The organism is Priestia sp. P1_B12_1 (assembly GCF_056406695.1).
The window spans coordinates 306,727-333,511 of record NZ_JBFTZR010000003.1; the positions used below are offsets into that span (position 1 = coordinate 306,727).

Here is a 26,785-nt window from a genome sequence, read left to right on the forward strand (position 1 = left end):
CTTTTTGCACTAAAAAGAGAGCTTCACATGAAAGCTCTCTTAAGGTTTATCTAAATCACACACAATGTTGCCACGTCCATTTACATCAGATGCATTTACTGTAATGGTTTTCCCTGTTTTATTAAAGGTCGAATTTTTTACGTTATTAGAATCGTAAATAGACCATTTATAAGCGTAGGCTGTACCACCTGTATCAATTTCCGCACCAGCTTGGAACAACTTAGCCGTTAATGTTGTAGATCCTTGCCCATTCTTAAATGTTCCGGTTCCTACTATCGTTACAACAATAGGATCTGATACATCGACAATTGTACAAACATCGTTGTATTTTACATTGTTATACGTAACAACACATTTAAATGATTCCACGCTCGCAACAGCAGATGCAGGAATGGTAACAGTTTTAGTTGTATAGCCTGTAATGCCATAGTTGGTTGTAGAGTTAAGCAAACGCCAGCCTGCGCCCCCGTCTGCATCGCCTCCACTTGATGTTGTAGCTGTAGGATCTTGGATATACCATTTAAAAGCTGTCCCAGCGACTACACTAGATCCTTTATAAACATCGACTGTGGCCGTAACACTTCCATTTGCATTACGTGTAATGTTTCCATCTGGAGTCCAAACAACGGCCCTTACTGCATCCTGTCCGTTGGTCCCGTTGGTCCCGTTCGTTCCATTGGTCCCGTTTGTTACTTTAATAATTTCATATTCTGCTTTTGTTGTAACATCGTAGTCTGTACCTGTATCAGTATAGACAATCTCACACATATACGTAATAGAATTAGCAGAAGCAAGTACATTTCCTTTAATGGTTAACGTTTTGGGTGCTGTGCTGCCTAGTGTATAGTTTGTATCACTTGCCGTAATTTCAGTAAAGGCACCGCTGCTATTTGTTTGATAAAACCATTTAATTGATTTGGCTTGAGCTGCTATATCTGTATTGACTCCTGCAATAAATAATTGAGGGGTTAACACATTATTTGAGCTTGCATAGTTCGGAACATATGAACCACCATTAGGGTTATAAATAACCTGCCTTTGCTGACTTGATCCAATATATGCTACTAGTTGCTTGGCATCATTTAAATCTACAAGCGTCATTACACCAGATGCTACAATTGTCATTTTTCTTCATTCCTTTTCATTTAATCTATTCATCAGGCAAATCTATTTCACATTTGAAATTGGCTTTTTCAAAAAGATTATAGCTGCTAACAGAAATGGTTTTACCAACACCAACATGATCATAATTCCAAGCCACATCAAAAAAACCGTCTTTATCGGTTTTCGTCCAGATAAAAGCGGTTTTTGGTAGCGTATCGGTAATATTCTCTTTTCCTTTGTACACAATAGCAGTTATTTGGGTATCAATTACACCATTTTTAAATACAGTACCGTTACTTGATTCAAAATCTACTTTGTACGGAACCTGCTTTTTTACCTCTTCTACACCTTCCTGTGCTTCTTTTGAACGGTCAATAGTAGCATTCCACAACTTTTCCTTTAATTGAAGGGTACGCTGTGCTTTTTCCACCGCTTGGATAGGCTGAATTGTAAGAGGAACATATTCACCAAGTACAATAGATCCTTTATCCTTTTGAACGGTGCTTAATTCCTTATTTAAAATCCTAGCTTCTAAATACGTGGGCGGCTGTGATGTGACATCTTTTACAAAAATGGTATCACCAATAGAAACCTTTGTATGTTCGTATCCTTCCAGCTGCTCCATCATAAGTACATCTGCTTCATACGAAACAATAGGATGATTTACCTTTTTCAGGGCTTCTAATGTATTGTCAAAAAGCTCTACTGGATTTATGGCCGTTTGATCAATAAATTTGTCCACTACGTTTACGCCATTATTTCCGTATTCCTGTAGGGCATTAACATCTACAATCATATTTCCGATAACCTCAAAGCCTTCTGGAGGCTTCTTTTGAGCATTCATAAGCAAAATAGGATTTCCATTTGCATCCTCATTACTAGCAATACCGATCATTGCTGTAACAACTTTGTTTCCATCCTCAATTTTTCGTAAACCTTCTAAATTCCGTGAGTATTCAAAGCTTACACCTGTTTTTGTGCCGCGCTTCTCGTACAGGTTCACAATTCTACGTACAACCTCTTGTCCGTCGAACTCTACCTTAAATTCAATTTCTGCGCCAAATTGTTTAATCGTATTTCGGATAGCTTCTAAAGCTGTTGGGTAATCATCAAAATCAATTGAAATGATTTCATCGTAATAGCAAACGCCTAGCTCCCACCCTGTATTGCTCAAAAGAAAACGAACTATATCAGATAAACTGGCCCCGACAAAAGACTTTGGCTCAATAATCTGGCCAATTAGATCCTGGGTTGCTGCTGTTTCACAATAGATAGTTTTTATTTCATCTAATCCATGACTTTCCGTAGGCTTTGTAATCCTAAATAACTCATAGCCATCTGGATTATCTGTGTAAATAATAAAAGATCCCCTTGTTAGTAAGCTGGCTTTGGGATGACTAGCAAAGACATCAAATTCTAATGTCGTATACCCATCTTCTAGTTGACCCTGCCAGCTATCCCTAAGAATAGGGATGCCATTAGGGATTTTATTATCTAAAACGCCCACAGTATCATACGTTTTGTTTAAAATATACCACATTAGAAACTATAGCCACCTTTCAGTAAAGGTTACTTTCCCATCCTTAATAGCTGAGTAATCAGAGACTACTAGACCGTTTGCTGCCTTATCCAGAAGTAAAAACTCTGATCCAGGATATAACCGTTCAAGAAAGAGCTTGCCATTTTTATAAATCTCGCCTGTTTCACAATCTACTAGCAGCTTATCACCTTTTCTAAAAACGTAATCGACTTCATTCGATTGCTTAGAAAAGATTTCTCTAAAGTAAATATTACTGATCCACATTTGATCTACTGCTGGATCTTTATCATAGGCAGCAATATGCAGCTGAATTTTGGCCACTTTCTGCATATATTTGTTTTGCCAATCAGTAAAGGCTTTGTAATGTCTTGATGTAGCCTTTCCCTTTGAATCCACTTTTGCAATATAGCAATGCCATTTCTTTCCGATCCTACCCATTTCTATAATTCCATTAAAATCAGAAAAGACACCTTTTTTAGCTCCGTAGGTATTTGTGACAGAAACACCGCCACCATTTACTTTCCCTACCCAAAATTCAAATTGTGGATTATCTAAATTACTCCAGATGTCCCGAATTGCTATTTTCCCCAGTTGATTATTATTAATATCGAGCAGATAAATTTCAATTCTGCCCTTTTGGTTTTTGTTACTAGATGCAAAGCCTACTTGACATTCTAATTCAAAATCTTGAATTTGCTTTGTTAAGCTTCTTACCATGCTGCCGCCATGCCATAAGCCGCTTAGTGTGCCATAATCTTTCCCTGCCTGGCTAAATGAATAGCCATTAGAGCCAATGGTACCTAATACGCGCCCGCCATCTACGTTAAAATTTGTTGCTTGCAGCCAGTCCGTTGTAGAACTTCCTGGATCATTTAAAATAACCGGTTTTGTATCAGTTACTGTTTTTTCAGTAGGATCAAATGGCTCACCAAAATAAAGGCTTTGTTTGTCTGTTGCAATAAAAAAATCTGTCACGTTTTTAGTGAAAGTCATGCTAATTTGTGGGGCTGTTTGTCTATTACCATAGTTCACTAATAATGTAGTATTAGAGGTAATATCGTACGATCTTTCTTCCCCATATCCATGCGGATCATGACAAATTAAATTAATGCTGCCGCGTCCTAGCTGCTGGATCTTCTCCAGGCCTGTATTGCCTTCTAAAATTGCATAATATTTTCTATTTGGTAAATCACGAAAAACAATAGGCTGCGGTTCATCATGCTGCAAAAATTCAGCTAGTTGATCCCCCATTGACATCACTTTATTTGGGCTAGGTGCCTTAATGGTTAAGTCAATGGTAATTGTACGGTTTCCATGTTTCTTATTTACAAATTGTGAACCGCTTTTCATAGGTACATTAATAGATGTTAGTTCTGAAGGCGGCAAAGGCGGCAAACGAACTTTTTCTATAATTAAAAAATCAGGGGTGCTAACCCCTGCGAAACTTTTAATAAGACTAGCCATGTAAAATCCCTCTTATCCCTTTAGCTCTTAACTGCTGTTCTGCTTGTTCATTTGTTATCTCCTGGAGCCATTTTGCGAACTTAATTACATCTTCTCTATTTGGTAAACCCGAATACGCTACAGAAATGTGATTTTCAACATAAATAGGCTGCGTTTGCTGTTGGGTTTGCTCCTTACTTACAACATTATTAATAGGTTTACTAACTGTTTGAGCTGAAGAATTTGGCACTTTAGGAATAGGATTAAATAAGCCTAGCTTTGGTAATAGCTCTTGCAACAGGGCTAAACTACGATTTCGGTATCTTGGTTCAGTAGTAAGTACGTATTCCTCATATCCGTTTTCTCCTAGTTCAGCAATTTGTCTTTTATTAACCTTGCCGCCCCTTGCAAATCCACCTATACCCGTTTTTAGATAACCTTGATAGTTTGAATAAACTTTCCGTACGTAATCTTTAGTTTCTTTAAATGGTGGAATACCATGATATTTAGCAACGTTTCCTGGGCCTGCGTTATAGGCAGCTAAAGCTAATTTCACGTTACCACCCTGGCCCCTCAACATTTGGGCAATATATTTTGTACCACCCATGATGTTCTGATACGGATCACGCGGGTTCTTAACACCCATTGAACGGGCTGTAGCAGGCATCAGTTGCATTAAACCAGTGGCCCCAACATATGAACGAGCATTAGGGTTGAATTGTGATTCTTGTTTAATGATTCCAGCAATTAAGGCTGGGCTAACCCCAAATTTCTTACCTGCTGCATTGATAATAGATGCATATTTCCCTGCGAACTTCCCACCCATAGCCATGCCGCCACCGACAGAACTTTGTAAGTATTTTAATGGATCAATATACTTACCATTACGCTTTATCTTCAAATCAAGGTGATTTCCTGTACTGAACCCTGTAGATCCTACTTGCCCAATAATTTGACCAGCTTTTACTTTTTGTCCTTGTTTAACAAAAGGAGCACGTAACATATGAATATAAGAAAGTTCGTCTTGTCCTGATTGAATCCTTACACCGTTACCTGCTGTTTTTGATCCCAGGATAATTTGCTTAACAATCCCCTCGGTTAAGCTCTTAATTGCGGTTCCTGCGGGTGCGGCCAGGTCAATGCCGCGGTGTCCCTTCGCCCCGTGAACTCCGTCATTAATGCCATTTGGAGCAAAAGGGGTTGTAAGACGAAAAGGCTTACTCAAATAGTAACTGGCAATGTCTGAACCACCAAAATCAAAGGCAGCCATAAAATCATCAATCATACCTTTGATTTTATCTTCAGCAAAGCCTTTTACCGATCCTACTACACTTCCAGTAAGATTTGTGAACCATTTAGGCAGTAACCCGTCACTGACTCCAAATTTGGATGTGGCCGTTTCCCATAAAGCTTCTGGGCCTTTCATAATTTCATCAAAGTTCCCTATACCAATTCCATCTTTATAGGCAGGCATTTTCCCAGCAAATCCATATTTTTTTAAGACTGTTTTAGTATGATGGGCAGGCAATACAGATGATCCTTTTGATAAAAAAGAATACTGTGGGCCTTTTGTTCCTACTAAACCTAATTGTCCAGTACGCCCATCTTTTACAAGCTCTGGCCCTTCCTCACCTGTTAAAGCTACCTGATCATAAGGAATACCGCCATTAGGTGTACCTGTAGCACGGCCACCGCCATTATTCTTATGTTTTCCTGAATTATCACCTTTTTTGTGTACAAGTGAGGGTTTAGCTTTTGTTTTAGATTTGTTGCCAAAAATTCCTTTAATCCAATCCAAAGCTTTGCCGATCCCGTTCATCATCTTGTCCCAGCCGTCTAATACTTCGCCAGTTTCCCAATCAATTTGATCAATATGGCCTTTCGCTTGACTTTTAGCTTCTTTAACAACCTTGTTGTGCATACCTACTGCATGTTCAACCGTTTTATCACGCTGCTTTTTGGCATTGTTAATTGCTCGTTTTGCCTGTTCTGCTGTTAATTCTCCAGTTACATCACGCATGTACTCAAATTGCTTCTTTTGCTTTTTATATTGTTCATTTGCGTTCTTAACCGTTTTATCCCGTTGATTAGCAGAATTTCTAACTACGTTTGCTGCTTGCTGGGCCGATAAATTAGAAGCATCAGTTTTCAAACGTCCAAGAATGATTTTTTGCTCGGATTCACTTTTTGACAAGGTTTTAACAGCCATTACACGCATATTCTCTCGAATGCCGTTGATAGTGCGTTTTTCAGACTCTGTTAAATCCCGTTTTTCCTTCGATGCTCTTCTCTCAATTTCTTTGATTTGGTTAGTATAGTTTTGAAGCTTGGCCTTCTCATTAGAATGATTCATATCCATTCTTTTCAGTACAGCCGCTTCTTCAGCGGCGGATAAACCTGCATTTTGAGCAAATAAGGCTTTGGTCTTTTCAATGCGCTTTGCATGATCCCTATCCATCGATGATTGAATACGGGCAGCCATTTGATCATAAAGGGCAGCCTGTTTATCAACAAATTGCTGGGTAACAGCTCCACCATTTACAGACAAATTCACTAATGATTGATAAGCCTTGTTATCTAATTCCATATAGGAATTAACAGCCTTTTTCGTACTAGCTGAAACTTTATCACCCATTAAACCTGTTTCCATACCTGTTTTAGTCATTGCATCATGTACTTTTTTAGTAGCTTCTACAACACTAAGTAAAGAGCCTGTTACTGGATTCATCCGTACTACTAAATTCAAGAACGGGTTTTTATCTAATACCTGATTGACAGAATCCCAGTTTTTATAAAGTAAAACGCCTGCCGTTGTTAACCCTGCAATAGCTGCAATAGTTAATCCAACTGGCCCCGTTAAAGCAGCCAGGGCACCACCAAAAATACCAGCTGAAGCACCTGCGCCCCCTAACATTCCTAAAAGGGGTGCTCCTAATTGAACTAAACCACCTAACCCTATCAATACAGGGCCAGCAATAGCTGCAATAGCAGTTAAACCTATAACTGTATCTTGTACGCCATCAGGCATTGCATTAAATGCATTCGTTACCGCACTTACTCCTTTTTCTACTTTAGGCAAAATGCGCTCTGCAAAGCCTAATAAGCTGCTGCCTAATGGTGTAAGAGCGTCAAGAAATTCACGATAGGCTGCCTTGGCTCTTCTTGCTAGGCTTTCATTCGCTTTTGAAGCCTTATCCATTGAGCCATTTACGCCTTTAATGGCCCCGTCAATATTGCCCAGGGCATACATTGAATCTGTTTCAAGATCTTCAAATTTTGTACCGTATAGTGCTACCCCAATTTGGTTAGCCGTCACCTGATCATCCATGTTTTTAAGATCATTAATAACAGCGTTATGAACATCTTTTACTGTTGCTTTTCCTTGATTAAAGTCTGACCATACTTGTTGTGTATCACTAGATAATTGGCTAAATCCTGCAGCAACACCTTTAGATCCATCCTTAACACGGATTTGAAACTCTTTCATAGCGTCATTTATATAATCCAGGTTATAAACCCCTGATTCAGCCCCTTGTTTTAGAAGCTGAAAATATTCCTTCGCTGAAAAACCCATCTTTTTGTATAGAGGTGCATATTCAGAGAGGTTATCAAACATTTCATTAGAGAAATTTAGGCCGTTTTGTGCGCCCCATGCCATCAGGTCAAACGCTTCTTTAGAGCTGACCCCGAAACCTTTCATAACATTTGACCCAGCCCGTGCAACCTCATTTACATCAGCGTCAAAGACTTCAGCAAGGGTGAAAGCACTTCTCGTAACTTCCTCTAATTCCCCGTCATTTAATCCTTTAATATTTTGGCGAACTTGGATAAGGCCATTACGCACTTCATCTAGACTTTCGCCAAAGCCTTCTTTCCAAAGGTTACGGGTGATTTTACTTAGATTTTCAGCTTCAGCCCCTGTTACGCCTAGTTGGGCCTGAATTCGTTTCTGAGAGCTGTCTACATCACTAGCAAGCTTTAGCATTCCCGCACCTGCGGCCAATGCACCCGCTGCAAGACCTGCTTTCATAGTGCCTTTCATGCCTTCCATTTGCTCCCTAGCTGCATCTAGTTTTTTACTAGAAATTTCAACTGTACGCCCGAACAAAGTCCATTCTTTTTTAGATTCATCAATTTTATGATTTAAATCATTCAATGCCCTACCCGTCTTATTCATACGTGCAATAGCTTCATTTAATTGAACAAGACTTTCTTTTGTTTCCCGCGTATCGTCGCCCTTTTCACGTTGGGCAGCTGCATACTTTTTCTGTAGCTCTTCAACAGCTCTCTTCTCAAGCCCTAAAACCTTTTCTAAATGCTGCGACTGTTGGTAAAGGTGTTCAGATTCAGAACCCATTTTAACCATACTAGCAGTTGTTTTACCGTACTCACTATTTAATACTTTAAGATCATCCTGAATACTGGATAAGGCTTTATTTGCATCTTTAGAAACCTGATTAAAATCGCTGCTTTGCTCTTTGATCCTGGCATTCATCGTATTTAATGCCATTTCAGTTTTCTTCATTTGAGCAACAGACTTGTTATAACGTATAAGCAAATTATCCGCTTCTTTGGCTAACTTAGCTGTTTCTTTTGCGTCTTTCCCTTTTTGCTGTGATAAAAGATCATATTGTTTCTTTAGCTCTTCTGCTTTTGCTTTTTGGGCCTGTAACTTTTTTTCGGTATAAGAAGATATTTTAGTCATATCTTCTAAGCTCTGTTCAAAGCTCTTAGTACCTGCCGTAATCCCCTGAATAGCCGTGTCATATATTTTAGTTGCCCGGTTAATTTTGCTGATATTTTGCGTAAAAGTAGCCGTTCCTTGCAAATCTATATCGACAACCATTGAGGTTAGATCATGATCACTCACTTATATACACCCCCTTACCACCCAGGAATTTGATCAATATATACTTTCTTCGGTTCTTCTTCTTTTGGCTTTTCTTCCTTTTGCTCCTTAAGCATTTGACGCACTAACCTAAATAAATGGTGAATATCAGCCTGATCAATTTCATGCATCTTATAGCCATTGCTCATAAGATACTTATAGAAATTATCCAGCTGCTGCGTCAGTGTTAGAGGGTGTGGCATCACTTTCACTTTCTTGGCCCTCTTCCTCTTCTGGCTCAAAAGATCCATCTAAAGGAAAGCCTTCAGCAATTAAAACAAACTCTGTTATTTTTTCACGAAAAGCGTAGCTGCTTAATCCTGCGTAAAATTCATCAACGGTAAATTGCTTGTCAAAAGCTTCTACAATTAATTGAATTAATTGATCCAGCTGCTTAATTGTTGGATTTTCTTTTAAGTAATCCACCTTATCCTTTAGGGCCAAATATTTTTTGTAAGTCATACCTGAAATAAAAGGGCTGTTCATTGTCTTTTCTTCGCCGTTTATGCGTAATACTAATTCCATCATGTTACATAACCTCCTAGTGTTATTGGACAAAAGAAAAAGGATGAACAAAAGTCCATCCTTTAAAAATTAAGATGATGTTGTAGTGAAGTCTGGCTCGTAAACAGCTTTAAACCAGTTTAAAATTGCTTCTGGATCTGCATCAGTATCATTTGAATGCATAGTAGTTTTCTTTTCTTCATCGGATTTACGACTAATGAAGCTACCTTTTAATGAGCCAGTTTTAATTTCAACAGATTCACCTTTTGTTTGCAGTTCTTCACTTGGCGGCTCAATTTTACCCTTATACAGCCAGTAGTATTTGTAACCTCCATCTGTCGTTTCTGAACGGAAACCTAAAGCAATATAAGGCTGATTTGAGCTATTACCTTCCATCAAAGCCCCTCTGTTATCAATTCGATAACCAAAGATTTCAGCAGCCGTTGCTTTTTCTAGTGTATCAATTCCTAATTCAACCTCTAATAAACCTTGAGAGGTTACTGTTTCATCTGGCTTATCATCTACATAAATAGTGGTAGACGTTGCATTAGGATTTAAGTTTGCATTAATTGCACCCGCTAAACGCTTTGGCGGTGCATAGGTTGTTTTTCCATCTTGTTCATCTGTGAGTAATTTTGCATAATACAAATCTTTTAAACCAATAGGCAATGCTTTCATGCTATAGTACCTCCATTAACTGTTTTTAGTTTTTAAGACATAATAAAAACGCAAACCCTTATGATAGATCTGCGTATCTTGCTCATATAAATCTGCCGCCCCTTTTTTACTGAATCCAGCAGCTGTTAACGTATCTTTTACTTTTTCGGACAGATCCGTATATTTAAGTGCATCTTTTGTCCAAAAATCTACTTGAATAAAGTAGCCTGTTTGCTTTTCTTCATCATCTGCTGCTAAAGCAACAGCTTCATCATATTGAAAAAAAGTAATATAGGTTTCATGATCCCCTTTTTTTGTAATGGGAAAAGTGGGAATGTTTAAGGGTTTCAATGTACTCATAACTACACTATAAATACTCATAGCCTTCTCAATTCCTCACGGTATACTGCTGCCATTGCTCCGATAATCTTATCCTTTACAGCATTAAAAGCAGGCTCTACAAACGGCTGAGCAGGCATTTTAGAAGTCCCCCACTCAAGAAATTTTGCATAGAAAAAATCTTTATGAAAACCTACTTTGATTTTTCCATTTACAACGCTAGAAATAAGAACATGATCCGCTAGATGTTTGCCATTATAAGTGGATCTTGGTGCTCTACGTTCAATTTCAGCTCGTAGAATTTCGGCCCCTTTTCTCAATGCCTTTTCTGCAATGGCTTCATTCCTTTCAATGGCAGCAAGCTTTTTCATTTTGGCTTGCAGATCCGCTAAGCCTTTAGATGAAACTGGCATTAAGAATTCAACTCACTTCCATACGCGCGGCAAATTAGCTCTATAATTTCTTCTTGCTTTCTTTCAAATGTTCTTACCACGCGATAACGCTTAGATTCATAATCAATAAGGGTTTCTCCCTCATAATCCAGAGAATGAACTTCAAACATAGTTTCTAAGGTGTAACCGCTCTGAGCTGCTATATAAAACTCATTACCTCGTATGCTTTTTTCATTTGCGAATACATCCCTACTTGTCTCTTGTCCAGGTACAGGAAACCCCTCTTCATTCTGAGTTTCTTGTCCTAGCTTAATGAGAGAAAGAACTTCATTGAATAACATTAGAAGTACCTGCTTTCTGAATAGCTCGGTTATGAATACGAATCTGTATGTTTCTAGGTAAAGGCTGGTACTCCTGTCTGTTACGGTACAACCAAGCTGCATAGTCCACAACTAACATTTGATCATCGTCCTTATTCATATCAAGAGTAAGCCCCTTCCTAATGAGTTCTTTTTCTGTACTAGGAAGAAGTTTATTCAGATACGTATCGCGTGCCGTATGCTTAAAACCCAAATCTAATTTCAATAATTCAAGTAAGGTAGCTTTGATTTGCTCATCCATTGTCTTCAACTTCTTCGATCAAAGGAACTTTGCGTTTATTTTCGTACCCAGACAATTCCTTGATACGTTCATTTTTAGCTCGTCCACTTCTAGGATACTTGTCACCCACACGATAAATATAGTTATTATCTTGCAGGTCTTTAAAGTCTTCTATCACCTTGTATTTCATAAATACTCACCCTTTCACAAGGATTATGCGCCTGCTACTTCTGATGTGTATGTGATGTAGTAGCCAGCTTGATCATCTACTTTTTCTACGTCAAAACGAACAAATCCAGCCAGTAATTGACCGTAAATGTCATTGTCTGTCCATTTTACTGAAGCTTGTTTACGGTTAAATAGTGTACAGAATTCCTTCGCATCACCCACAAATCCTACTAAATCACCTTCTGCATTTCCAATCATGTCATCATCTAAAACAACAACTTCTCGACCTTTGATACGTTTACCAGATGCAACCGTAATGTCGTCTTGCAATAAGTAACGGCCATTGCCATCTTTCAATAGATCTAATTCATTGAACAATGATGAAGACACATAAAATTTCACAGTGTAAACTTGTTTGAATCCAGTGTTTAACAACGTCACAATTCCATCTAATCCTGTTACAGCTTTTGGTGCAGCTGATTTAAAAATGGCTGCAATCTGAGCATTCTTCGTATTTAAGTCTTGATCTCTGATATCTTCCGCAATTAGTCCAGCAACATCATAATCTGCATCATCAATTGCTTCTTGAGATACCGGAATGTAACCACGGTATGTTTCAATATCGTAATTGACTTCTACAAATGTTGGTTTAGCTAGTTCCGGGTTTTTGGCTAATTCTGCAACAGCAATCATTTTACCGTTTGATTTTTTAATAATTGGATATTTACCTGAACCACGATTAACCGGAACTGTACGAACATATTGTGTAAGGTCAACTGTATCTACTAGCTCTTTCTTTGGAGCTAATAATTCTTCTGGAATTAGTGCGCCGCCTTCCACAGATGTGAAGCCTGCGCGAGTTTGGTCTTTATCTCGTACATAGGCATTGATAGCTTCTCTTATTTCGATGTTTGTTGGCATAGTACGTTTCACTCCCTTTTTAGGTGACTTACGATTAGATGTTTCCAGCTCTTTTTCAAGCTCTTCAATTTCTTCTTCTAACGTTGTTTTTTCTTCTTCTTTTGTTTCAATATCTTTATCATTATCATCCATACTCTGTTCGATAACGGATAAATCTTCATCATTTTCAGCTGACTCAATAGCTGCTTCAAACTCACTACGCTTAGCTAATAAATCAGTTAGTTTTCCTTCTAAAGCTGACAAAGCATCTCGCTTCAATTTTAATTTGGCACCAATAAGAATAGGATTAGGCATTCTTCAATCTCTCCTTTAAGTTACGTTTTCTTTGCTCCAATTTTTCTTTTTTAATGGCTTCGACGTCGCGTTGACGGGCTGCCACTGCTGTTTGTGGGTAGGCAGGAAAAGCTGTGATGGAAACCTCCATCGTATCTGCTTCACGGACAATCCATTTCAATGTCCCGTCCTCTCGATGCTCAATGTCTTCTTTTAATGGGACAAAACCAAATGAGCAGCCTTTCACTTTTCCTGTTTGCACTTTACGATAAGCACTTTTGGCAAAAGGATCTTCTAAGTCCACTTTCACTCTGCCCCATAATCCGTGAGAATCAGTCTTTAACTCTAATGTTTGGCTGCCAGTGCTACCTAGCACGACTCTTGTATCGTGGTTATCCAGGCACATAATATTGTTATCTCGTAAACTATCGTCAAATGCTTCAGGTGCAATCTCTTCAAAAGCTCCTGGCCACAATTCGGTTTCTTGATTAAAAACAGCAAAGTATCCCTCAATAAAAGCTTCTCCGTTTTCTTCATCGCTTCTCGTTTTTAAGTCTGAGTTAAATACCATGAGACGCTTTTCCATTTATTCATCACCTCCTTTTAATTTATTTTGTTGACCAATACTAGAAGCCGGAATATAGTTTTCTAGTACAATCAATTCATTCATTTCACTATCAGGATCAAGTCCAATCCAGTTACGCAATTCATTACGTCTCATAGCGTTACGGTCCACAAGTTGAGAACCTGCTGTAACCATTTCCGTTAAGTCATATGAATATAAACTCCGCGGATTCAACCGAAAAAACCAATTAGGTGAGTAAATCAAATCCCTTGTTAATGTTTGTGAAATGATTTGGCCAATGGAAAATATTCGAGTGTTAATGAAATTGTTGTACTCCTCTTTATTAAAGCTTCCTACGCCTAAGAAAAAAGCCGGCACTCCCAAGAGTCCAGCTACCGTTTTCTTATCTATTTCCACGCCTTCATTTATGGCTATGTCTTTTAAAGATAGAGGCTTTACCTGTTCGACTTTGATTAAATCGGCAGGAATAATCCAAGGCTTACCACCTTCAGTTTCATCAAAATACTTGGCCATGATATTGTCGCGCCCTTCTTTATTGGACAGCTCCTCTGTCATTGCATCCACAGAAATGATAAGAGAAGGCATATACTTACCACTCATAAAGTTATTTTTTGTCTGAGTAGCTTGAGTTAGATTCTTTACAATCTCCTGTAATGCTACACGATAGCCCCGTCCCTTATAAGGAAAGTTAGGATTAGGGTTGATAACGAAATGAACGACCTCATCAGGCGTATATGTTAATCCGTTGTAGTTGATTAAGTATCCATCCTGTGTATCTTCATAGCCAACTGCTTGCATTTGAAGAGGTGTTAGATCATCAATCAAAGTTGTGGCAGGATCTACTCCAATGTGGACGACTGAATTGCCATCACCATGCAACAATAGATCGCTAACAATCTTATAAATCCAACCTTTACGCGTCATGTTTGCATGAGGCTCAATATCAATTTTTCGAGAGAGCTCATTAGTGAGCCGTCTATCCCCATCTCTTGTATTTTCCATTAGATGAATAGTCATGTTTGATACCAGGTCCGCAATCTTATCGACTGCAATTAATACATCCGGATTATCTGAAAGCCTTGTATAGCCTACAGTTTCCACATCACCCAGTGCTATAGGAATAGAAATAGAACGTGTTTTTTTCTTACGATTCCAAAATGCCATATGTACACCTCCTTCCTAGTTATTCAACCAACCTGCAGCATCTGACGCTTTGGTCATGTCCTCTAACATTTGAATAGACCCGAATACAGCAGCGTCAAATACGTCAATACGATGTTCTAGCATAACTTTTTCATATTGAATCATGTCATCTGTTTTCTCAACAGCAGCAACGTTCTGCACACAATATTCAAATGCTTGTGAATGGAGATAATAAAAATGACCATCCTTCGCTTTCTTTTCTATCCTTCTGAAGCCTTCAGACTTCTTATAAAAATACTGTGGTTGGTCAACCATTTTAAAGCCTTTCTTTTTCATGGATAAAAAGAACTCCCGGGAAAACTTGCGGTCAAACCCTACTTTTTTTATCTTGAAGCCGATCTTTTTCATATTGATGAACCAATTCACGATATCTGAATGATTGACGGTAGGTGTGTTGCACATATCTAGCCACCCATCATCTTTCCAACCGAATAAAGGAATGTTATCCTCTTCAGCTTTAGCTGTTGCTGCTACAACTGGAAACCAAGCGTGAGTAATCGCAATGTCTATACCTTTATAGCTGCCATAAAGAGCAGCTGCAGTTAAATCATGCATCTTAGATAAATCGGCTCCACCATACCAACTGATATTTAACTTGGCTAGATCAGCAAGGGACCAACTATAATTTCGATCTGAAGCCTTAAATTCATCCAAGTTAAAGTAAGCTTTTATGGCAGCAGTGTAGATGTTCATAGACTTTGCTAAAAAGTCTTTCCTTTGTTGTGGATCATTCTGTGCTTGCAACGCATCATTCATAATGTCATCTGGACGAATTGAAACACCATAAGCAGGATTGGCTTTTTGATGTTCAAGAGGATTTGTATAATCCACATTACCTTTTTCATCTTCATCTGCTTTCGCGATAAACACAAAATAAGCCTCATCCTTAACAGTGCCATCCAGTATTTTTTTACAGTACTGAAGACGCTGATAGCAAAAGCTTGTCATATCATCACCGGCTGTTGTAATACCAATCATAAGTTTGTTGGTATAAGCTTTCATAGCCTCTTTGATGATGTTATATTGTTTTGGCGTTTTATAAGCATGAAGCTCATCGGCAATAGCGATGTTACAGTTTAAGGAGTCCTGTTTATCCGGGTTAGCTGCAAGTGCTTGGATATATAAAGAACCGTCTCCTAAATCCCCAGAAATAGAATGCTCCTGGTTATTATCAATAACACGGAAGTTTTCTTTCTCCCCCATTTGTCCGAGGTTGAAGTTGATGAAGTTGAAGCTCTCCAAGGACTGTTTTAATGCAGCAGCTACAATGTATACTTTACTTCCACTTCGTCTATTTAAAATCCCAAGAGCCCAAGCTAAAGCAGCTGCAAAACTTGTTTTAATATTTTTCCGTGGAATATAAATAAACGCTTCTTTGAAGCGCCTCACAGATGTTCCTTTATGATAAAAACCTAATAGGTTATAAACTTGATATTTGTGAAAAGGCTCCAACAAAAACGGCGTACCCCTTAAAGGTGTACCATCCAACATTTCACCTTGGGCATGAACAAAAGTTTTTTCAATAATATCAATAACGAATTCTGCGTCCTTGGGATTGAAATTATAATCAGTATTTTTAAGATCTCTTAAAAAGCGTTCGCAACCTTGGATTTGTTCCCTGTTGGCTGGCTTGGTGCCGCCCACAATTGAAGTGACGTAGTCCATTACTAAATCATAATTCTTATATTCACTCATGATGTTTCACTCAATGCTTGTATTAATTTTGATTTTGGCTTTTCTTTTTCCTCTTTACGAACCGGAACTTCAGGACGCTTTATACGTTCATACGTTTTAGGGTTTAAGCATAACAAATTCGAATAAGTAGCAAGGTCTTTCCTCAAGGCTTCCATAGCTGTATAAATAGGGGTTTTTCTTTCATTTGTAGCCCCGGCTTTATTCGTATATGAGTCTGTAATTTTAAAACCTGATTCCTCAAATTGCTTTTCAAAAGCCTGATATTGCGCCAACATCCCCACGTAAATATCAATTGTATGCTCAAAATCACCACGGTAAACGCCCAAATGCTTCATGTTATCAACGACTTCTTTTTTTAATTGGCTTCTCATCCCGGTTGCCACACCCCCTTTATAAAAAACTAAGTTCGCTCTATTGGAAAAGGTTCCCCCTCCCGTTCCCCAGCCATCGTTTTAAAAAAATTTCAAGTGGGGGGGGATTGCTTTTTCTCTCCACTGTTCACCCAAAGGTGTTAATTCGTCAGTTTCTCGATTGTGCATTTTTCCGTGACACTTTGTACAGAAGCTAATTAGATTCCAGTTGGTTAATCGTAAGTCAGGTCTTTCTCTGAACGGATGCATGTGATGTACAGTGTTTGCAGATATTCGTTTACCATATCGCTTACACTCTTGGCATAGATATTGATCACGTTTTAATATCTTTTCACGTTTACTTTCCCATCTTGTTGTTTTATAGAAGTTCATGGCTCATTTTCCTCCACAAAAACAAGTTCAACCTAAATTAACCTTGACTGATTAACTTAAGTTGAACTTATTAATTATTCCCTGTAAAAATTGGCATTAAAAAAAGCACCCGAAGATGCTTAAAAACTTATCTACTGCAAATAATAAGTACGATCTAACTCGAAAGGAGAATTCAAATGAATCATATAGATATTATATTCATGGCAGTAGATGTTTTTGGTCTACTCATTAAGATGGGTATTTACTACTTACTTATGAAATAAAGGTGATTTTCTACAAGCGCTCCGGTACGAGTGCTTGTATCTTTATTATGACCCATTTAATTAATTTTATTTATAATTGTTTAACTTTAATTTTTGAAAACAAAATAGCACCTAACAGGGAAAGGTGCTATTTCGCAAAAGAAACATACAAAGAGTACCAGATAATAGTTTGAGCAGATGGGAATAAATCAGCTCATAAGTATTATTTATCTTTTCTTGCATTTTATACATGTTTTAATAGAAAAAAGCACCCTGCTAGATGTCAGGATGCTTTCTACTCGACTTTAACAAAGGTAGTTATTGTAACATGAATAGAAGTGGTCGACCTTTGGGGAAATCGACCATTACTAGCATGTCCCATTTTCCGAATCTTATACATAGCAAAAAGCACCCTGACGGATAAAAGGATGCTTTTTACATGACTTTACAGAAAGTATCTACATGTAACAATATAGGAGAGGCCAATTGTTGGACGAACTGACCCTTACCAGTATGTCCTGCATTTTAATTCTTATACAAGTCAAAAAGCACCCTGCCAATTTCAGGATGCTCTTTGCTCGTTTTACAAAAGGTAGTTACACGAAACAAAAGGAGAAAAATCTTTGGTCAACTTGGAGTGGTTGGCCATTAGTAGTATGTGTTACTTTTTAGAGCTTATACTCAAAATAAAAAGCACCCGTGGAGGAGGGCGCTTTTTATAAAACGTAAAGGGTGAGAATAGAATAAGTAAGCAAGCATATAGGAACTCGCTGTTTGGTCACAGTATGCCACTGTTTTTTAAAATTATACATAAAATAAAAAACACCTCGCCTTAGAGGTGCTTTTCATACACTTTACATGTTAAAGGAGAAAATAATTCGTCAGCTAGAGGAGTAGCCGACCATTCGTATTATGCTCCAGTGTCAGATTTCCTATACTTTACGTTTCTCATTTTTTAATATAAAACTCGCTAGTTGAATATCGAGAACTGTTCTATTCAAATGAGGCATAGCTGCCAACTGCTGTTGATAATCTGGAATATATACACTTCCGTCATAGTGAGCTTTAATAACCCGCCTAAATTTATGAGACGAACATTGCACAACGTAACATATAGAGTCTTTTTCCTGAATGATATTCAGTATTTTAAAATCAAATTTAATATCCACTTTCTAAATACACCAACTTTCTACCTATCAATTCGACAGAAAGTGTCATTTACCTTTTTGGAAAATAAATATTTTTAGTACTATATGATTATTCAAAAAGAAAAATAGCTCCTTTATCTTCACAAAAATAAAAAAGACACTGACGAATCAGTATCCTTTTGTTAATTATTAAATTACACCTGGTCTTAACAATGGCTGAACATGTCCTGGATCAGATAATCCCCATCGTCCTGCTGTACTCATATCATTGCCCCTTGTTCGAATTATTTAATTTATCATCAAGTTCCTCTAACTCTTTATCCCATAGTTCTTGTATCTTTTGTTCAATCACTTCATACAAGGGAGAAAAAGTTCGAATAGCTTGTTGAACGTTAAGACGTCCACCTACCAAATATGTGTCTCCTAGAACAACAGTAGATATAGCATCAGAAACTATTTTATCTTCAATACCTGAAATATCCGCATCTACTTCTTTAATAAAATGCGGTTGTTTGCGACCTTCGTTTTTAAAATATTCAATCTCATGTTCTTTCATATTTCTCACATCTCTGATGTGTGGAAGGTCACTATCAATTAAATCAATAATTTTTTGCAAACTCTTATTATATTCAGTAGCTTCTGTTAACCATTTTCGAGATTTACTTAGTGCAATTGTGAAATAATACTCTCGAATTTTTTTCAATTCAGAAATACTATCAGCTTGAGCTTTAAAACTGTGAGAGCAATCTAAATTAATCATCGACTCATGTAATTTTAATATCTCTTCTGCTTCTAATACAACTGCCCTTATCCATTGCTTTGAATTAACTAAAGCAAAATACGCTGTTTTACTTTCCATGATTCACTCGTCTCCCTTTAGAGATTTTACAGTTTTATTCGAAATCAACTTGAATAGATTTTATATCTTTAAAATCGACATTTAGATTCAAAGTTTCATTCTTGAAAATTAGTTTATCATTTTCACTTTCGATAACTGCCTGTAAAACTTCTTTAGGAGCACTTCTTACAATCAATGGTATTGATTGGTCTTTATATTCAACTAATAATTTCATTTAGTTCACCTCCCATACATGTCAATAGAAATGAATTTTCGACATATATAGGTAAAATCCTCCTTTTGTTAAATCTATAGACCTAGATTTTCAAACTTCAAAAATGATTTTCATTTCCTCTTCATAGCTCCACCACGGCCACGTTTCAATGTCTGCCTATTCGTTCCCATAATATCCTTCCAGTTAACCTTTTCTTTACGCTTACCCTTCTTTTCTAGGTGTCTTAATTGATCTATGTGTAGATGATTTTGGATTTTCATATTCCAATCACCTTCTTAATGAATTTTGAGCTTTCAGATTCGCTTATATGACACTTTAAATAAATTTGAATATAAATTACATTCAGACACAACAAGAGCGCTCCTACGACTAAGGAACGCTCTTTCTTTGATATTTTCTTGATAATATAAATTTACCATGTACTAAAGCAAATACCACGACTTATTTTCGAGTTTTTTTCGATTTATTTTAGGAATGTTTTTGGATTATTTTTCTCGTTATGAATTTTTTAGAACAACTAAGCTTAGATTGAGAGCTAGTTTATAAAAAGCTTTCCATCTGATTTTAGAATATGTCTTTTCAGAAATGGGTGGTTGGAACTTAAAACTGTACACGTTGTAATCTGTTAAATATTCCGTTTCTAAGGACATGTATCTTTCTTCGATTAAGAATCTTTCCATCTTAGGCAGCCTGTTCACTGCTCTTTCCACATGAAAGCAGAAGTCTTTTCTCATCTTTTCCTGGTCCACATTATATGCTGCAATGGAACCTGTCTGGTCACTTGTTTCATTTGTTGGACCATGATAACGAACTTCAGAACTAGCAGTAATGGAAGCTTCTCTTTCTTCAAAGGATAAGTATTTAAACAATCTGTATTTTTCTAAAGCATCTTCTACTGCTTGTTGCGTCTCTTTTCTGTCTATCTCAGGAAGCATAAATGATAATTGGTTTCCCACCTTTGGATCCCTCCTGTGCTAAAATGTAAATACGGTGATCAAGAGAAATCTTGGTCTTTTTTGTTTAATTGAGTTATAATTTTATTTGAACATGACATTGTTCAACTTTGCTAAGAGATGCTTCTTCGGGAGCATCTTTTTTATGGTCTAAATCTTTTATGCTCACCATATAATGATTATAAGAAGTCTCCACTTCATAGATGTAATTAAGCCTGATGCTCTTTCAAGAGCATCTTTTTATTTTTATTCAAAACGCCCAAGCATTTATTAACATATTACATATATTGTTTATGTGTATTAGTGCTACACAAAACTCCTAACAAATGAGTCTATTAATTACTCTTAGGTTAGCCAAAAGTAGTTTTGCTTTTGGTTTTTTTTATTTATCTGTACATGAGGCCAATCGAAAGCTAAATCGTTATAAGTCACGAGCGTGGCTGCGGTGTTGGAATTGAAGCGTTAGGAGAACCCATTAAGCTGTGTGCAATCAAACCGCCTTTTACATATTTACCTTACTTTCTTTTACCTGTTCAGCTATATCTAATTACCATTATATTTACTTTACTACTTTTAATTTATGGTCTGACCCCTCTTCATCAATTGAAAGTTGTCCTTCTGGTACTGATACACTTCCGTCACTTTCCACACTGTATTCAATGCCTTCATGACCATCTTCGTAAAACTCATCAATCGTCATTTGTGAAGGCTGTAATGCAAGAGATACATTTGAACCGGCATGAGGATATAACTTATTTACCTTGCCCTCTGCATCACGCTTAATATTGAATTTAAGAACTGTTTTCTTATTATCACGTTGAATAGAAACAAACTCTGCTCCAACCTCTCCAGCTTCACTTTCTTCCACATTTAGAAGAGCAATGGATCCCGGCATTTTCAACAATTCATCTGCATGTGGCAACTCATCGCTTAGTACATGGAACATAAGAACTTCTTTTTTATCATCCTTCTGCATTTTCTTGAAAAGAACGTTTAATTTAATCATGTGGTTTCCTCATTTCATATTATTTTTGTTTTTGAGTTTGATAGATTTCTTCTAATTCACTAAGCGTAAGCTCGTACAACTGACGTTTATCAGGTGTTTTAAAGTAGCCCATGCGTAGCAATTCATTTTTCAATTCATCCTTACGTTGTTCTACAGCTTCTCGAAGTAAGTTACGATTCATAATCATAGCCAACCTCCTTTTAATAACTCGCGTGCCATATACAAGAAGTGATGATATATGTAATTTCCTGTTGTATTGTTTGCAATGAACACGGTAGAAAAGTTGTAACGTACCTCAAAAGTTTTTAAGCTGCCTAGTAAAGCTTTAGGCTCGTACTTACTGCGGTACATTCCGTTTAATATTTTCTGATAACCTTCCAGGTCTTCCACGATTAAAGTAAAAGGATGTTTGGATCCTCGGATTAATTCATTTTCAAAACGTGTACGGTCTTTAATGGATTCAACTAATTCATCTACACCGTTTTTTCGTTCAATCACAGCGTTTAAATAAATATCCCGTGTAATGCCGAATTCATCATTACGTGGAATCATTGCCGAGTAGTCACCTGTTTTCATCGTTTTAAATTTAATTGGCACATCTTTTTTTCGTAAATAGTCCAACACATGCTGATTCTTTTGCTCCCTGGTATCCACAGTGATGACTAATGTTTTCAAGATTTTTTCTAATTCTGTTTTGGTATATGAGTAATGGATAATACTCATCAATTAGCCCCCTTTAAAGTACGACATCGCACGTTCGAAAATTTGACTGGAAAGGGTATCGGTTATGTGATTTTCATAGTTAGCAATTGGGTTAGAAAACTCAACCCATCCGTTATTCCACAGTTCGATGAATAATTGATTAACGATCATGTCCAATGCTTCCGCATCATGATTAAGCCAGTTTTCAATTTTTTTGTTCATGGCTTGTTCTATTCCTAGAAAGTAATGAATAATCTTTTCTATAGTTTGTTTTATTGAATGATCCTTTGGTGAATATTCACCTTTTAAATACTGAATGATTCGTTTTTTATAGGTTTTAACGAATTCTTCAAGTTCCGGGTAGATATTCTCAGGATTTTCAATATATAAGTTGCTGCCATCTAACACTAAAGGAGACCCAATGGAAGCAAAGTCATCACATATCTGTTTTGGATGCATATAATCACCACTTTTTCTAAAAAGGGTTATCGAAGGGTTACTGAGTTATTTTTTAAGTAACCCACCACAAAACTAGTCGTACCAAGGGCTCAAGGTCATTTTTGAACCAATGGGTTATCGAAGGTTACCTATTTTTCTATTAAAGCTCTTATATATATATATTATTTTTTTATTTATTTATTTTTCGTGGGAATGGAACTAGGAAATTCAGTAACCCTCAGTAACCCCAACAAAAAATAAATAAATTTATAAACCTCATAAACCCTTACATATCAAGGCTTCAAAGCTTCTTTCGATTAATTGAAGTTACGTTATTTTGGGTTACTTTTTGATTTATTTCAGTAACCCCTTCAGTAACCCCAGAGCCTTCATTTTGGAAGAAACCACCATTAGTAAACTGATTTAATGTAATTCCATGGAAAAAGGTCTTATTTTTTGCACCTTTTTCTTTTTTATATCCTCGTATTTCTAATTGACGATAAAAAGCACGATTTTTAAGTTCCATTTCATTGTTTTGAAAGCACCATTTTGTATAGTTTTCATAAATAGTTTTTGCTTCAATTTTTGCTGTAGAATTAACAACGCAATTCTCTTCAATGAATGGTCCTAAGATATCCATATCCTCACGATAGTTATCTGTTGCTTGTTTAACAGCTTTCGGGTCCTTCAATCCTTCACGCTGCCACTTCAAGCAACCTTCAACCACCCAATTAAGAATGCCAGGCATTTCTCTTTTTAATTTTTCAGGTAGATCCGCGTCCACTTTTTCTTCTGGAATTGTCACTGTAAAAGGTACTAGCTTAATCCTGCGCCAAATACCGTTGTCTCCACTTTTTACAATTGGTTTATGGTTAGTCGTAAAGAAAACTTTAAATTCCGGTGTAAACTCAAAATATTCTTGTCGTAAGAAACGAGCCGACATTTTTTCTCCACCAGTAATTTGTTTAACGAGAGCTTCAGATAACTGCTGTCCCTCTTCACTCTCTACAGCTGACACAAACCGGGCCCCATCCAAACGAGCAACATCATTGTTGATTCCACTGTCATTTTTCTTTTTCAAGAATGTTTCACTATTTGTTTGACGAGCATAATCTCCAAGAATGTCCTGGATTGCATTAATGAAAGTAGATTTACCGTTACGGCCATTTCCGAAAAGGAAAAACATGATTTGTTCTTTTGTCACACCGGTTAAAGAATAACCAATAGCCTTTTGAAGATATTCAATTAATTCTTCATCTGGATTACCTGAAGGAGTAAGAAAAATACTTTGCAAAAAGGCTATCCAATTCGGACAATCTGCATTCTTTTCATATGTGATAGGTGAAATTTTCGTTAGTAGTAAATCTCTATCATGTGGAAGGAGCTCACCTGTTTTCAAATTAATTACTCCGTTACTGCAGTTAAAAAGAAAACTATGAGAATCAAAATCTTTTTTTCTGACTGAAACCATTGGACGAGCATCAAGTATGCTGTTAATACGAATGGCACGCTTTTCACACTTCTTTGCCCAATCGTTTAATAGCTTTGCTCTATACTTATCTTCTTCTGCCCTTGCTTCTGCATATAAGCCACGCAACGTTTTTGCAGTTAACGCTTCAATCTTTCGTTTACTATCCTCTTGCCACTGTTTACCGTTCCAGATAAGCCATTCAAGCTCATTGCAATACTTGAGGTCCTGGCCATGATAATAGACAATTCGTTCGGCATTACCTAGCTCCGTAAGGTGAAAGCTTGGTACCTTATCAATTATTTCTTCTGTATCTTCAATCCCTTGATCATCAGAAATGTATATTTCATACGGTTTTTCTTGAGGAGGTTCATAATCTGCTACCGTAGAAGGTGTTGTAAGAATGGCTGTTTCAATTGTCATTTCTCCGTAAGTTCTACCGTCACTGGAATGAGGTTTGTCCCATTTCTCACGAAGTAAAGCTGATTCTCTAAACATCGAATCCATTTTTGTTGCATCTTTATCCGTCCAAAAAGCTAAATAGTTGCATAACGCCATGTCTGTAGATGAATGATCACCATTAATCAAAATTCCTTGAAAAAGGTCTTTTATGTTGCTGCCACTTTTACTGTTGAGCATTCTCTCCCATATCTCTGAATTGGAGAGGCTACTAATATCCTCTTTCACAAACTCTCTTGTACTGGCTTTTGCTTCCGGCTTAGGCTTTTCTTTCAGGTATTTATCAAATAAGGTTTTAAATTCTTCTGTCCGTTCTTCAACAGGTGTTTTTCCTAAACTGTTTCCGGTAAAGGTGAAATACCTGCCGTGCCTGTAAACCTCTAAACCTATAGAAGGATTTTTTCTCCCTGTACCAGGTCCTTTTAAGGGTAGCTTTCCTTTTGCAATAATGTGGATACCTTCCCCACTTGGAGAATATTCGGTATAGCTTTGAATCGTTTCAATTACATCTTCAGCTAAATCTGTAAGAGCTCCCTCACTTACACAGTGATCAATATCTATACCTACAAAGGGATCATCTTTGGAAAACATAAAGCCTATACCGTCATATTCACCTTGCTCATAAAACTTGATAATTGTAGGAAAGGTTGACCACGTACGCTTATTATTTGATTGAGCCATCTCCCCATTAATTTGATATGGAACTTTTGTCGGCTTACCATCACGCTTTTCTGAACGCCATAGAATCCAATGAGGAGTGGCTCTTAATTCCGGTGGTATGTTGTGAAATTGATGTGTCATTTAATTACTCCCTTTTCAAAAGGGAGCCTTCATAGCTCCCTCCTATTCATTGAATCTACTTTTATACTTTTTAAAATGGAACATCATCATCTGAGATTGTAATACTTGTATCTGGAGGATTTACTTCCGATACTTTAAAACCTTTTACCTCTGGATATTTTTTGCCGTTATACTCACGTTCACCAACAATTACACGAAGAGACTTATTAACGAATGCATCTGCCCATTCTTTATAAGAATTAAATTGCATACCATCTGGGAACTGTGCTGCTTTTGAAGCTGCTTGGAATCTCCACATTGATTTTTCCGTAACAGTGAAGTTATCATATAAAAGCTTTTGACCTTGGAAAGCTTGGTCTACATCAGAACGAATTTCATAATCTACAACTACGCGATTGTTACCTGATTCTGCTTTTTTCAATTCATAATTAATAACTGTTACCTCATATTCACCTGGTTCCACTACTACGAATTCATTTGCTTGACTGTGATCTACTTTAAACATTATTTTTCCTCCTTAGTTTTAAAAACTTTTAATCTATCAAATGCTGCTTTTGCATACTTCAAATTAAATTCATCAAGTCTTTGATTAGACTTGAATTCTATTTCTGAAAGCATTTTAGCTGCTTCCTTACTTACATCAACAATTTTCTTAATTTCGTTAATTAAATTTTCTCTTTCCTGAATCTCTTCTGCTTGTACATCTATTCCTAATTCAAGCCATTTATAAAGCTTGCGACCTACATCAGGATTTAATTTTGATGGGTTTCCTTCAAACATCCGAGTGTTATCTTTAGATGTATCAGCTACATGATCACTACCAATGCTGAAGTTAAGCATGAATTCATATTCCATTTCATCTTTTTGTACTGGCTTAGTACCAACTTTACGTGGAGCCATTTTCCCATTACTATCAGGTTCAACCACATATTCTTGCTTAGTTCGTAAAGTAGCAAAGATATGAACATTGTTACGAGTTAACGTTTTGATTAACTGAGTAGTCTCCGGTGCAAGTTTGCCCCAGTTTTGAAAAGAGTTACCGGACATCTGACCGTGTTTTTCCACGATCCCTCCCTCTCCTTGCCAATTGTGTGAGAGACTATCCACAATGATGACTTCGGCTCCAGCCTTTTTCATGGCTTGTACAGCTAGTTCATAACGTTCAGTTGTATAAGGCGGTTCAAAATTTATGTGAAGAAACTGTCCAATTCTTGTTCCATCAAAATCTGAATTTGCATATAGCTTTGAACGTTCATGTTCAGTGTCAATAACTCCAATTTTGTCCCAAAGCTCCTCTTCACTCGCATTAGGATAAGCTTCGCTTACTAACCCATAAGCTGTAAGAAGGGCCCCTGCTGTTTTACCAGCACCACTGGGACCAATAAACCCTACGACAGCTTTCATTTTTTCGCGCTGCGCCTTTTTAACTTCAAACATGA

At 37.1% G+C, this 26,785-nt stretch carries 29 protein-coding genes; all 29 read right to left on the bottom strand.

The features are described 5' to 3' along the window. Positions 1 to 39: 39 nt before the first annotated feature. The 29 genes from AC1D0Y_RS12530 to AC1D0Y_RS12670 all read right to left on the bottom strand — a co-directional run bounded on the left by AC1D0Y_RS12530 (position 40) and on the right by AC1D0Y_RS12670 (position 26,783). A complete protein-coding gene (locus AC1D0Y_RS12530) occupies positions 40 to 1,125 on the bottom strand; it encodes a hypothetical protein (RefSeq protein WP_477707634.1) in 1,086 nt (361 codons plus the stop codon). A 25-nt stretch (positions 1,126 to 1,150) separates the two neighbouring features. Beyond that, a complete protein-coding gene (locus tag AC1D0Y_RS12535) occupies positions 1,151 to 2,644 on the bottom strand; it encodes a phage tail spike protein (RefSeq protein WP_477707635.1) in 1,494 nt (497 codons plus the stop codon). Between the two features lie 6 nt (positions 2,645 to 2,650). Further along, complete coding sequence (locus AC1D0Y_RS12540) at positions 2,651 to 4,108, bottom strand: distal tail protein Dit (protein WP_477707636.1); 1,458 nt, start codon at positions 4,106 to 4,108, stop codon at positions 2,651 to 2,653. Beyond that, positions 4,101 to 8,957, bottom strand: coding sequence for a transglycosylase SLT domain-containing protein (locus AC1D0Y_RS12545; protein ID WP_477707637.1), 4,857 nt, complete (start codon positions 8,955 to 8,957; stop codon positions 4,101 to 4,103). Before AC1D0Y_RS12545 ends, AC1D0Y_RS12540 begins: the two co-directional genes overlap by 8 nt. A 14-nt stretch (positions 8,958 to 8,971) precedes the next feature. Continuing rightward, a complete protein-coding gene (locus AC1D0Y_RS12550; protein ID WP_155404472.1) occupies positions 8,972 to 9,187 on the bottom strand; it encodes a hypothetical protein in 216 nt (71 codons plus the stop codon). Then, positions 9,141 to 9,503 (bottom strand): phage tail assembly chaperone G, encoded by a 363-nt coding sequence (gene gpG / locus AC1D0Y_RS12555; RefSeq protein ID WP_340141749.1) that lies wholly within the window; start codon positions 9,501 to 9,503, stop codon positions 9,141 to 9,143. The genes AC1D0Y_RS12550 and gpG overlap by 47 nt, the downstream gene beginning before the upstream one ends. 66 nt (positions 9,504 to 9,569) lie before the next feature. Continuing rightward, positions 9,570 to 10,157 carry a major tail protein gene (locus AC1D0Y_RS12560; protein WP_048020532.1) on the bottom strand — a complete coding sequence of 196 codons (588 nt, stop codon included), beginning with the start codon at positions 10,155 to 10,157 and terminating at the stop codon, positions 9,570 to 9,572. A gap of 15 nt (positions 10,158 to 10,172) precedes the next feature. Beyond that, positions 10,173 to 10,517, bottom strand: coding sequence for a hypothetical protein (locus AC1D0Y_RS12565; protein WP_477707638.1), 345 nt, complete (start codon positions 10,515 to 10,517; stop codon positions 10,173 to 10,175). Beyond that, on the bottom strand, positions 10,514 to 10,888 hold the full coding sequence (locus AC1D0Y_RS12570) for an HK97-gp10 family putative phage morphogenesis protein (RefSeq protein ID WP_205663847.1): 375 nt from the start codon (positions 10,886 to 10,888) through the stop codon (positions 10,514 to 10,516). Before AC1D0Y_RS12570 ends, AC1D0Y_RS12565 begins: the two co-directional genes overlap by 4 nt. Then, the gene (locus AC1D0Y_RS12575) at positions 10,888 to 11,208 is read right to left on the bottom strand and encodes a phage head closure protein (RefSeq protein ID WP_205663846.1); all 321 of its coding nucleotides are present in this window, start codon (positions 11,206 to 11,208) and stop codon (positions 10,888 to 10,890) included. Before AC1D0Y_RS12575 ends, AC1D0Y_RS12570 begins: the two co-directional genes overlap by 1 nt. Further along, positions 11,195 to 11,488: a hypothetical protein gene (locus tag AC1D0Y_RS12580; protein WP_477707639.1), complete on the bottom strand. Its 294-nt coding sequence runs from the start codon at positions 11,486 to 11,488 to the stop codon at positions 11,195 to 11,197. Before AC1D0Y_RS12580 ends, AC1D0Y_RS12575 begins: the two co-directional genes overlap by 14 nt. After that, entirely contained in the window at positions 11,481 to 11,657 is a 177-nt protein-coding gene (locus AC1D0Y_RS12585) for a hypothetical protein (RefSeq protein ID WP_477707640.1), read from the bottom strand. Before AC1D0Y_RS12585 ends, AC1D0Y_RS12580 begins: the two co-directional genes overlap by 8 nt. 23 nt (positions 11,658 to 11,680) lie before the next feature. Beyond that, complete coding sequence (locus AC1D0Y_RS12590; RefSeq protein ID WP_477707641.1) at positions 11,681 to 12,850, bottom strand: phage major capsid protein; 1,170 nt, start codon at positions 12,848 to 12,850, stop codon at positions 11,681 to 11,683. Beyond that, positions 12,843 to 13,415 carry an HK97 family phage prohead protease gene (locus tag AC1D0Y_RS12595; RefSeq protein ID WP_477707642.1) on the bottom strand — a complete coding sequence of 191 codons (573 nt, stop codon included), beginning with the start codon at positions 13,413 to 13,415 and terminating at the stop codon, positions 12,843 to 12,845. The genes AC1D0Y_RS12590 and AC1D0Y_RS12595 overlap by 8 nt, the downstream gene beginning before the upstream one ends. Next, positions 13,416 to 14,516, bottom strand: a complete 1,101-nt coding sequence (locus AC1D0Y_RS12600; protein WP_477707643.1) for a phage portal protein — start codon at positions 14,514 to 14,516, stop codon at positions 13,416 to 13,418. It abuts the gene before it with no gap. Positions 14,517 to 14,594: 78 nt separating this feature from the next. After that, positions 14,595 to 16,313 carry a terminase large subunit gene (locus AC1D0Y_RS12605; RefSeq protein ID WP_477707644.1) on the bottom strand — a complete coding sequence of 573 codons (1,719 nt, stop codon included), beginning with the start codon at positions 16,311 to 16,313 and terminating at the stop codon, positions 14,595 to 14,597. Next, positions 16,310 to 16,684 carry a P27 family phage terminase small subunit gene (locus AC1D0Y_RS12610; RefSeq protein ID WP_477707645.1) on the bottom strand — a complete coding sequence of 125 codons (375 nt, stop codon included), beginning with the start codon at positions 16,682 to 16,684 and terminating at the stop codon, positions 16,310 to 16,312. The genes AC1D0Y_RS12605 and AC1D0Y_RS12610 overlap by 4 nt, the downstream gene beginning before the upstream one ends. An 81-nt stretch (positions 16,685 to 16,765) precedes the next feature. Further along, positions 16,766 to 17,056 carry an HNH endonuclease gene (locus AC1D0Y_RS12615; protein WP_477707646.1) on the bottom strand — a complete coding sequence of 97 codons (291 nt, stop codon included), beginning with the start codon at positions 17,054 to 17,056 and terminating at the stop codon, positions 16,766 to 16,768. A gap of 1,174 nt (positions 17,057 to 18,230) precedes the next feature. After that, positions 18,231 to 18,467, bottom strand: coding sequence for a hypothetical protein (locus AC1D0Y_RS12620; protein ID WP_477707647.1), 237 nt, complete (start codon positions 18,465 to 18,467; stop codon positions 18,231 to 18,233). Between the two features lie 244 nt (positions 18,468 to 18,711). Further along, positions 18,712 to 19,305, bottom strand: a complete 594-nt coding sequence (locus AC1D0Y_RS12625) for a hypothetical protein (RefSeq protein ID WP_477707648.1) — start codon at positions 19,303 to 19,305, stop codon at positions 18,712 to 18,714. A 34-nt stretch (positions 19,306 to 19,339) separates the two neighbouring features. After that, the gene (locus AC1D0Y_RS12630) at positions 19,340 to 19,519 is read right to left on the bottom strand and encodes a hypothetical protein (protein WP_477707649.1); all 180 of its coding nucleotides are present in this window, start codon (positions 19,517 to 19,519) and stop codon (positions 19,340 to 19,342) included. Between the two features lie 497 nt (positions 19,520 to 20,016). Next, entirely contained in the window at positions 20,017 to 20,454 is a 438-nt protein-coding gene (locus AC1D0Y_RS12635) for an ArpU family phage packaging/lysis transcriptional regulator (RefSeq protein ID WP_095379642.1), read from the bottom strand. A gap of 577 nt (positions 20,455 to 21,031) precedes the next feature. Beyond that, entirely contained in the window at positions 21,032 to 21,478 is a 447-nt protein-coding gene (locus tag AC1D0Y_RS12640) for a hypothetical protein (RefSeq protein ID WP_477707650.1), read from the bottom strand. Positions 21,479 to 21,497: 19 nt separating this feature from the next. Beyond that, the gene (locus AC1D0Y_RS12645; RefSeq protein WP_477707651.1) at positions 21,498 to 21,665 is read right to left on the bottom strand and encodes a Fur-regulated basic protein FbpA; all 168 of its coding nucleotides are present in this window, start codon (positions 21,663 to 21,665) and stop codon (positions 21,498 to 21,500) included. Continuing rightward, complete coding sequence (locus tag AC1D0Y_RS12650; protein ID WP_477707652.1) at positions 21,662 to 22,201, bottom strand: ERCC4 domain-containing protein; 540 nt, start codon at positions 22,199 to 22,201, stop codon at positions 21,662 to 21,664. Before AC1D0Y_RS12650 ends, AC1D0Y_RS12645 begins: the two co-directional genes overlap by 4 nt. Before the next feature lie 3 nt (positions 22,202 to 22,204). Next, positions 22,205 to 22,639: a hypothetical protein gene (locus tag AC1D0Y_RS12655; RefSeq protein WP_477707653.1), complete on the bottom strand. Its 435-nt coding sequence runs from the start codon at positions 22,637 to 22,639 to the stop codon at positions 22,205 to 22,207. A 280-nt stretch (positions 22,640 to 22,919) separates the two neighbouring features. Continuing rightward, the gene (locus AC1D0Y_RS12660; protein ID WP_477707654.1) at positions 22,920 to 25,346 is read right to left on the bottom strand and encodes a phage/plasmid primase, P4 family; all 2,427 of its coding nucleotides are present in this window, start codon (positions 25,344 to 25,346) and stop codon (positions 22,920 to 22,922) included. 70 nt (positions 25,347 to 25,416) lie between these two features. Then, complete coding sequence (locus AC1D0Y_RS12665) at positions 25,417 to 25,851, bottom strand: DUF669 domain-containing protein (RefSeq protein ID WP_477707655.1); 435 nt, start codon at positions 25,849 to 25,851, stop codon at positions 25,417 to 25,419. After that, the gene (locus AC1D0Y_RS12670) at positions 25,851 to 26,783 is read right to left on the bottom strand and encodes an AAA family ATPase (RefSeq protein WP_477707656.1); all 933 of its coding nucleotides are present in this window, start codon (positions 26,781 to 26,783) and stop codon (positions 25,851 to 25,853) included. Before AC1D0Y_RS12670 ends, AC1D0Y_RS12665 begins: the two co-directional genes overlap by 1 nt. Positions 26,784 to 26,785: the final 2 nt, after the last annotated feature.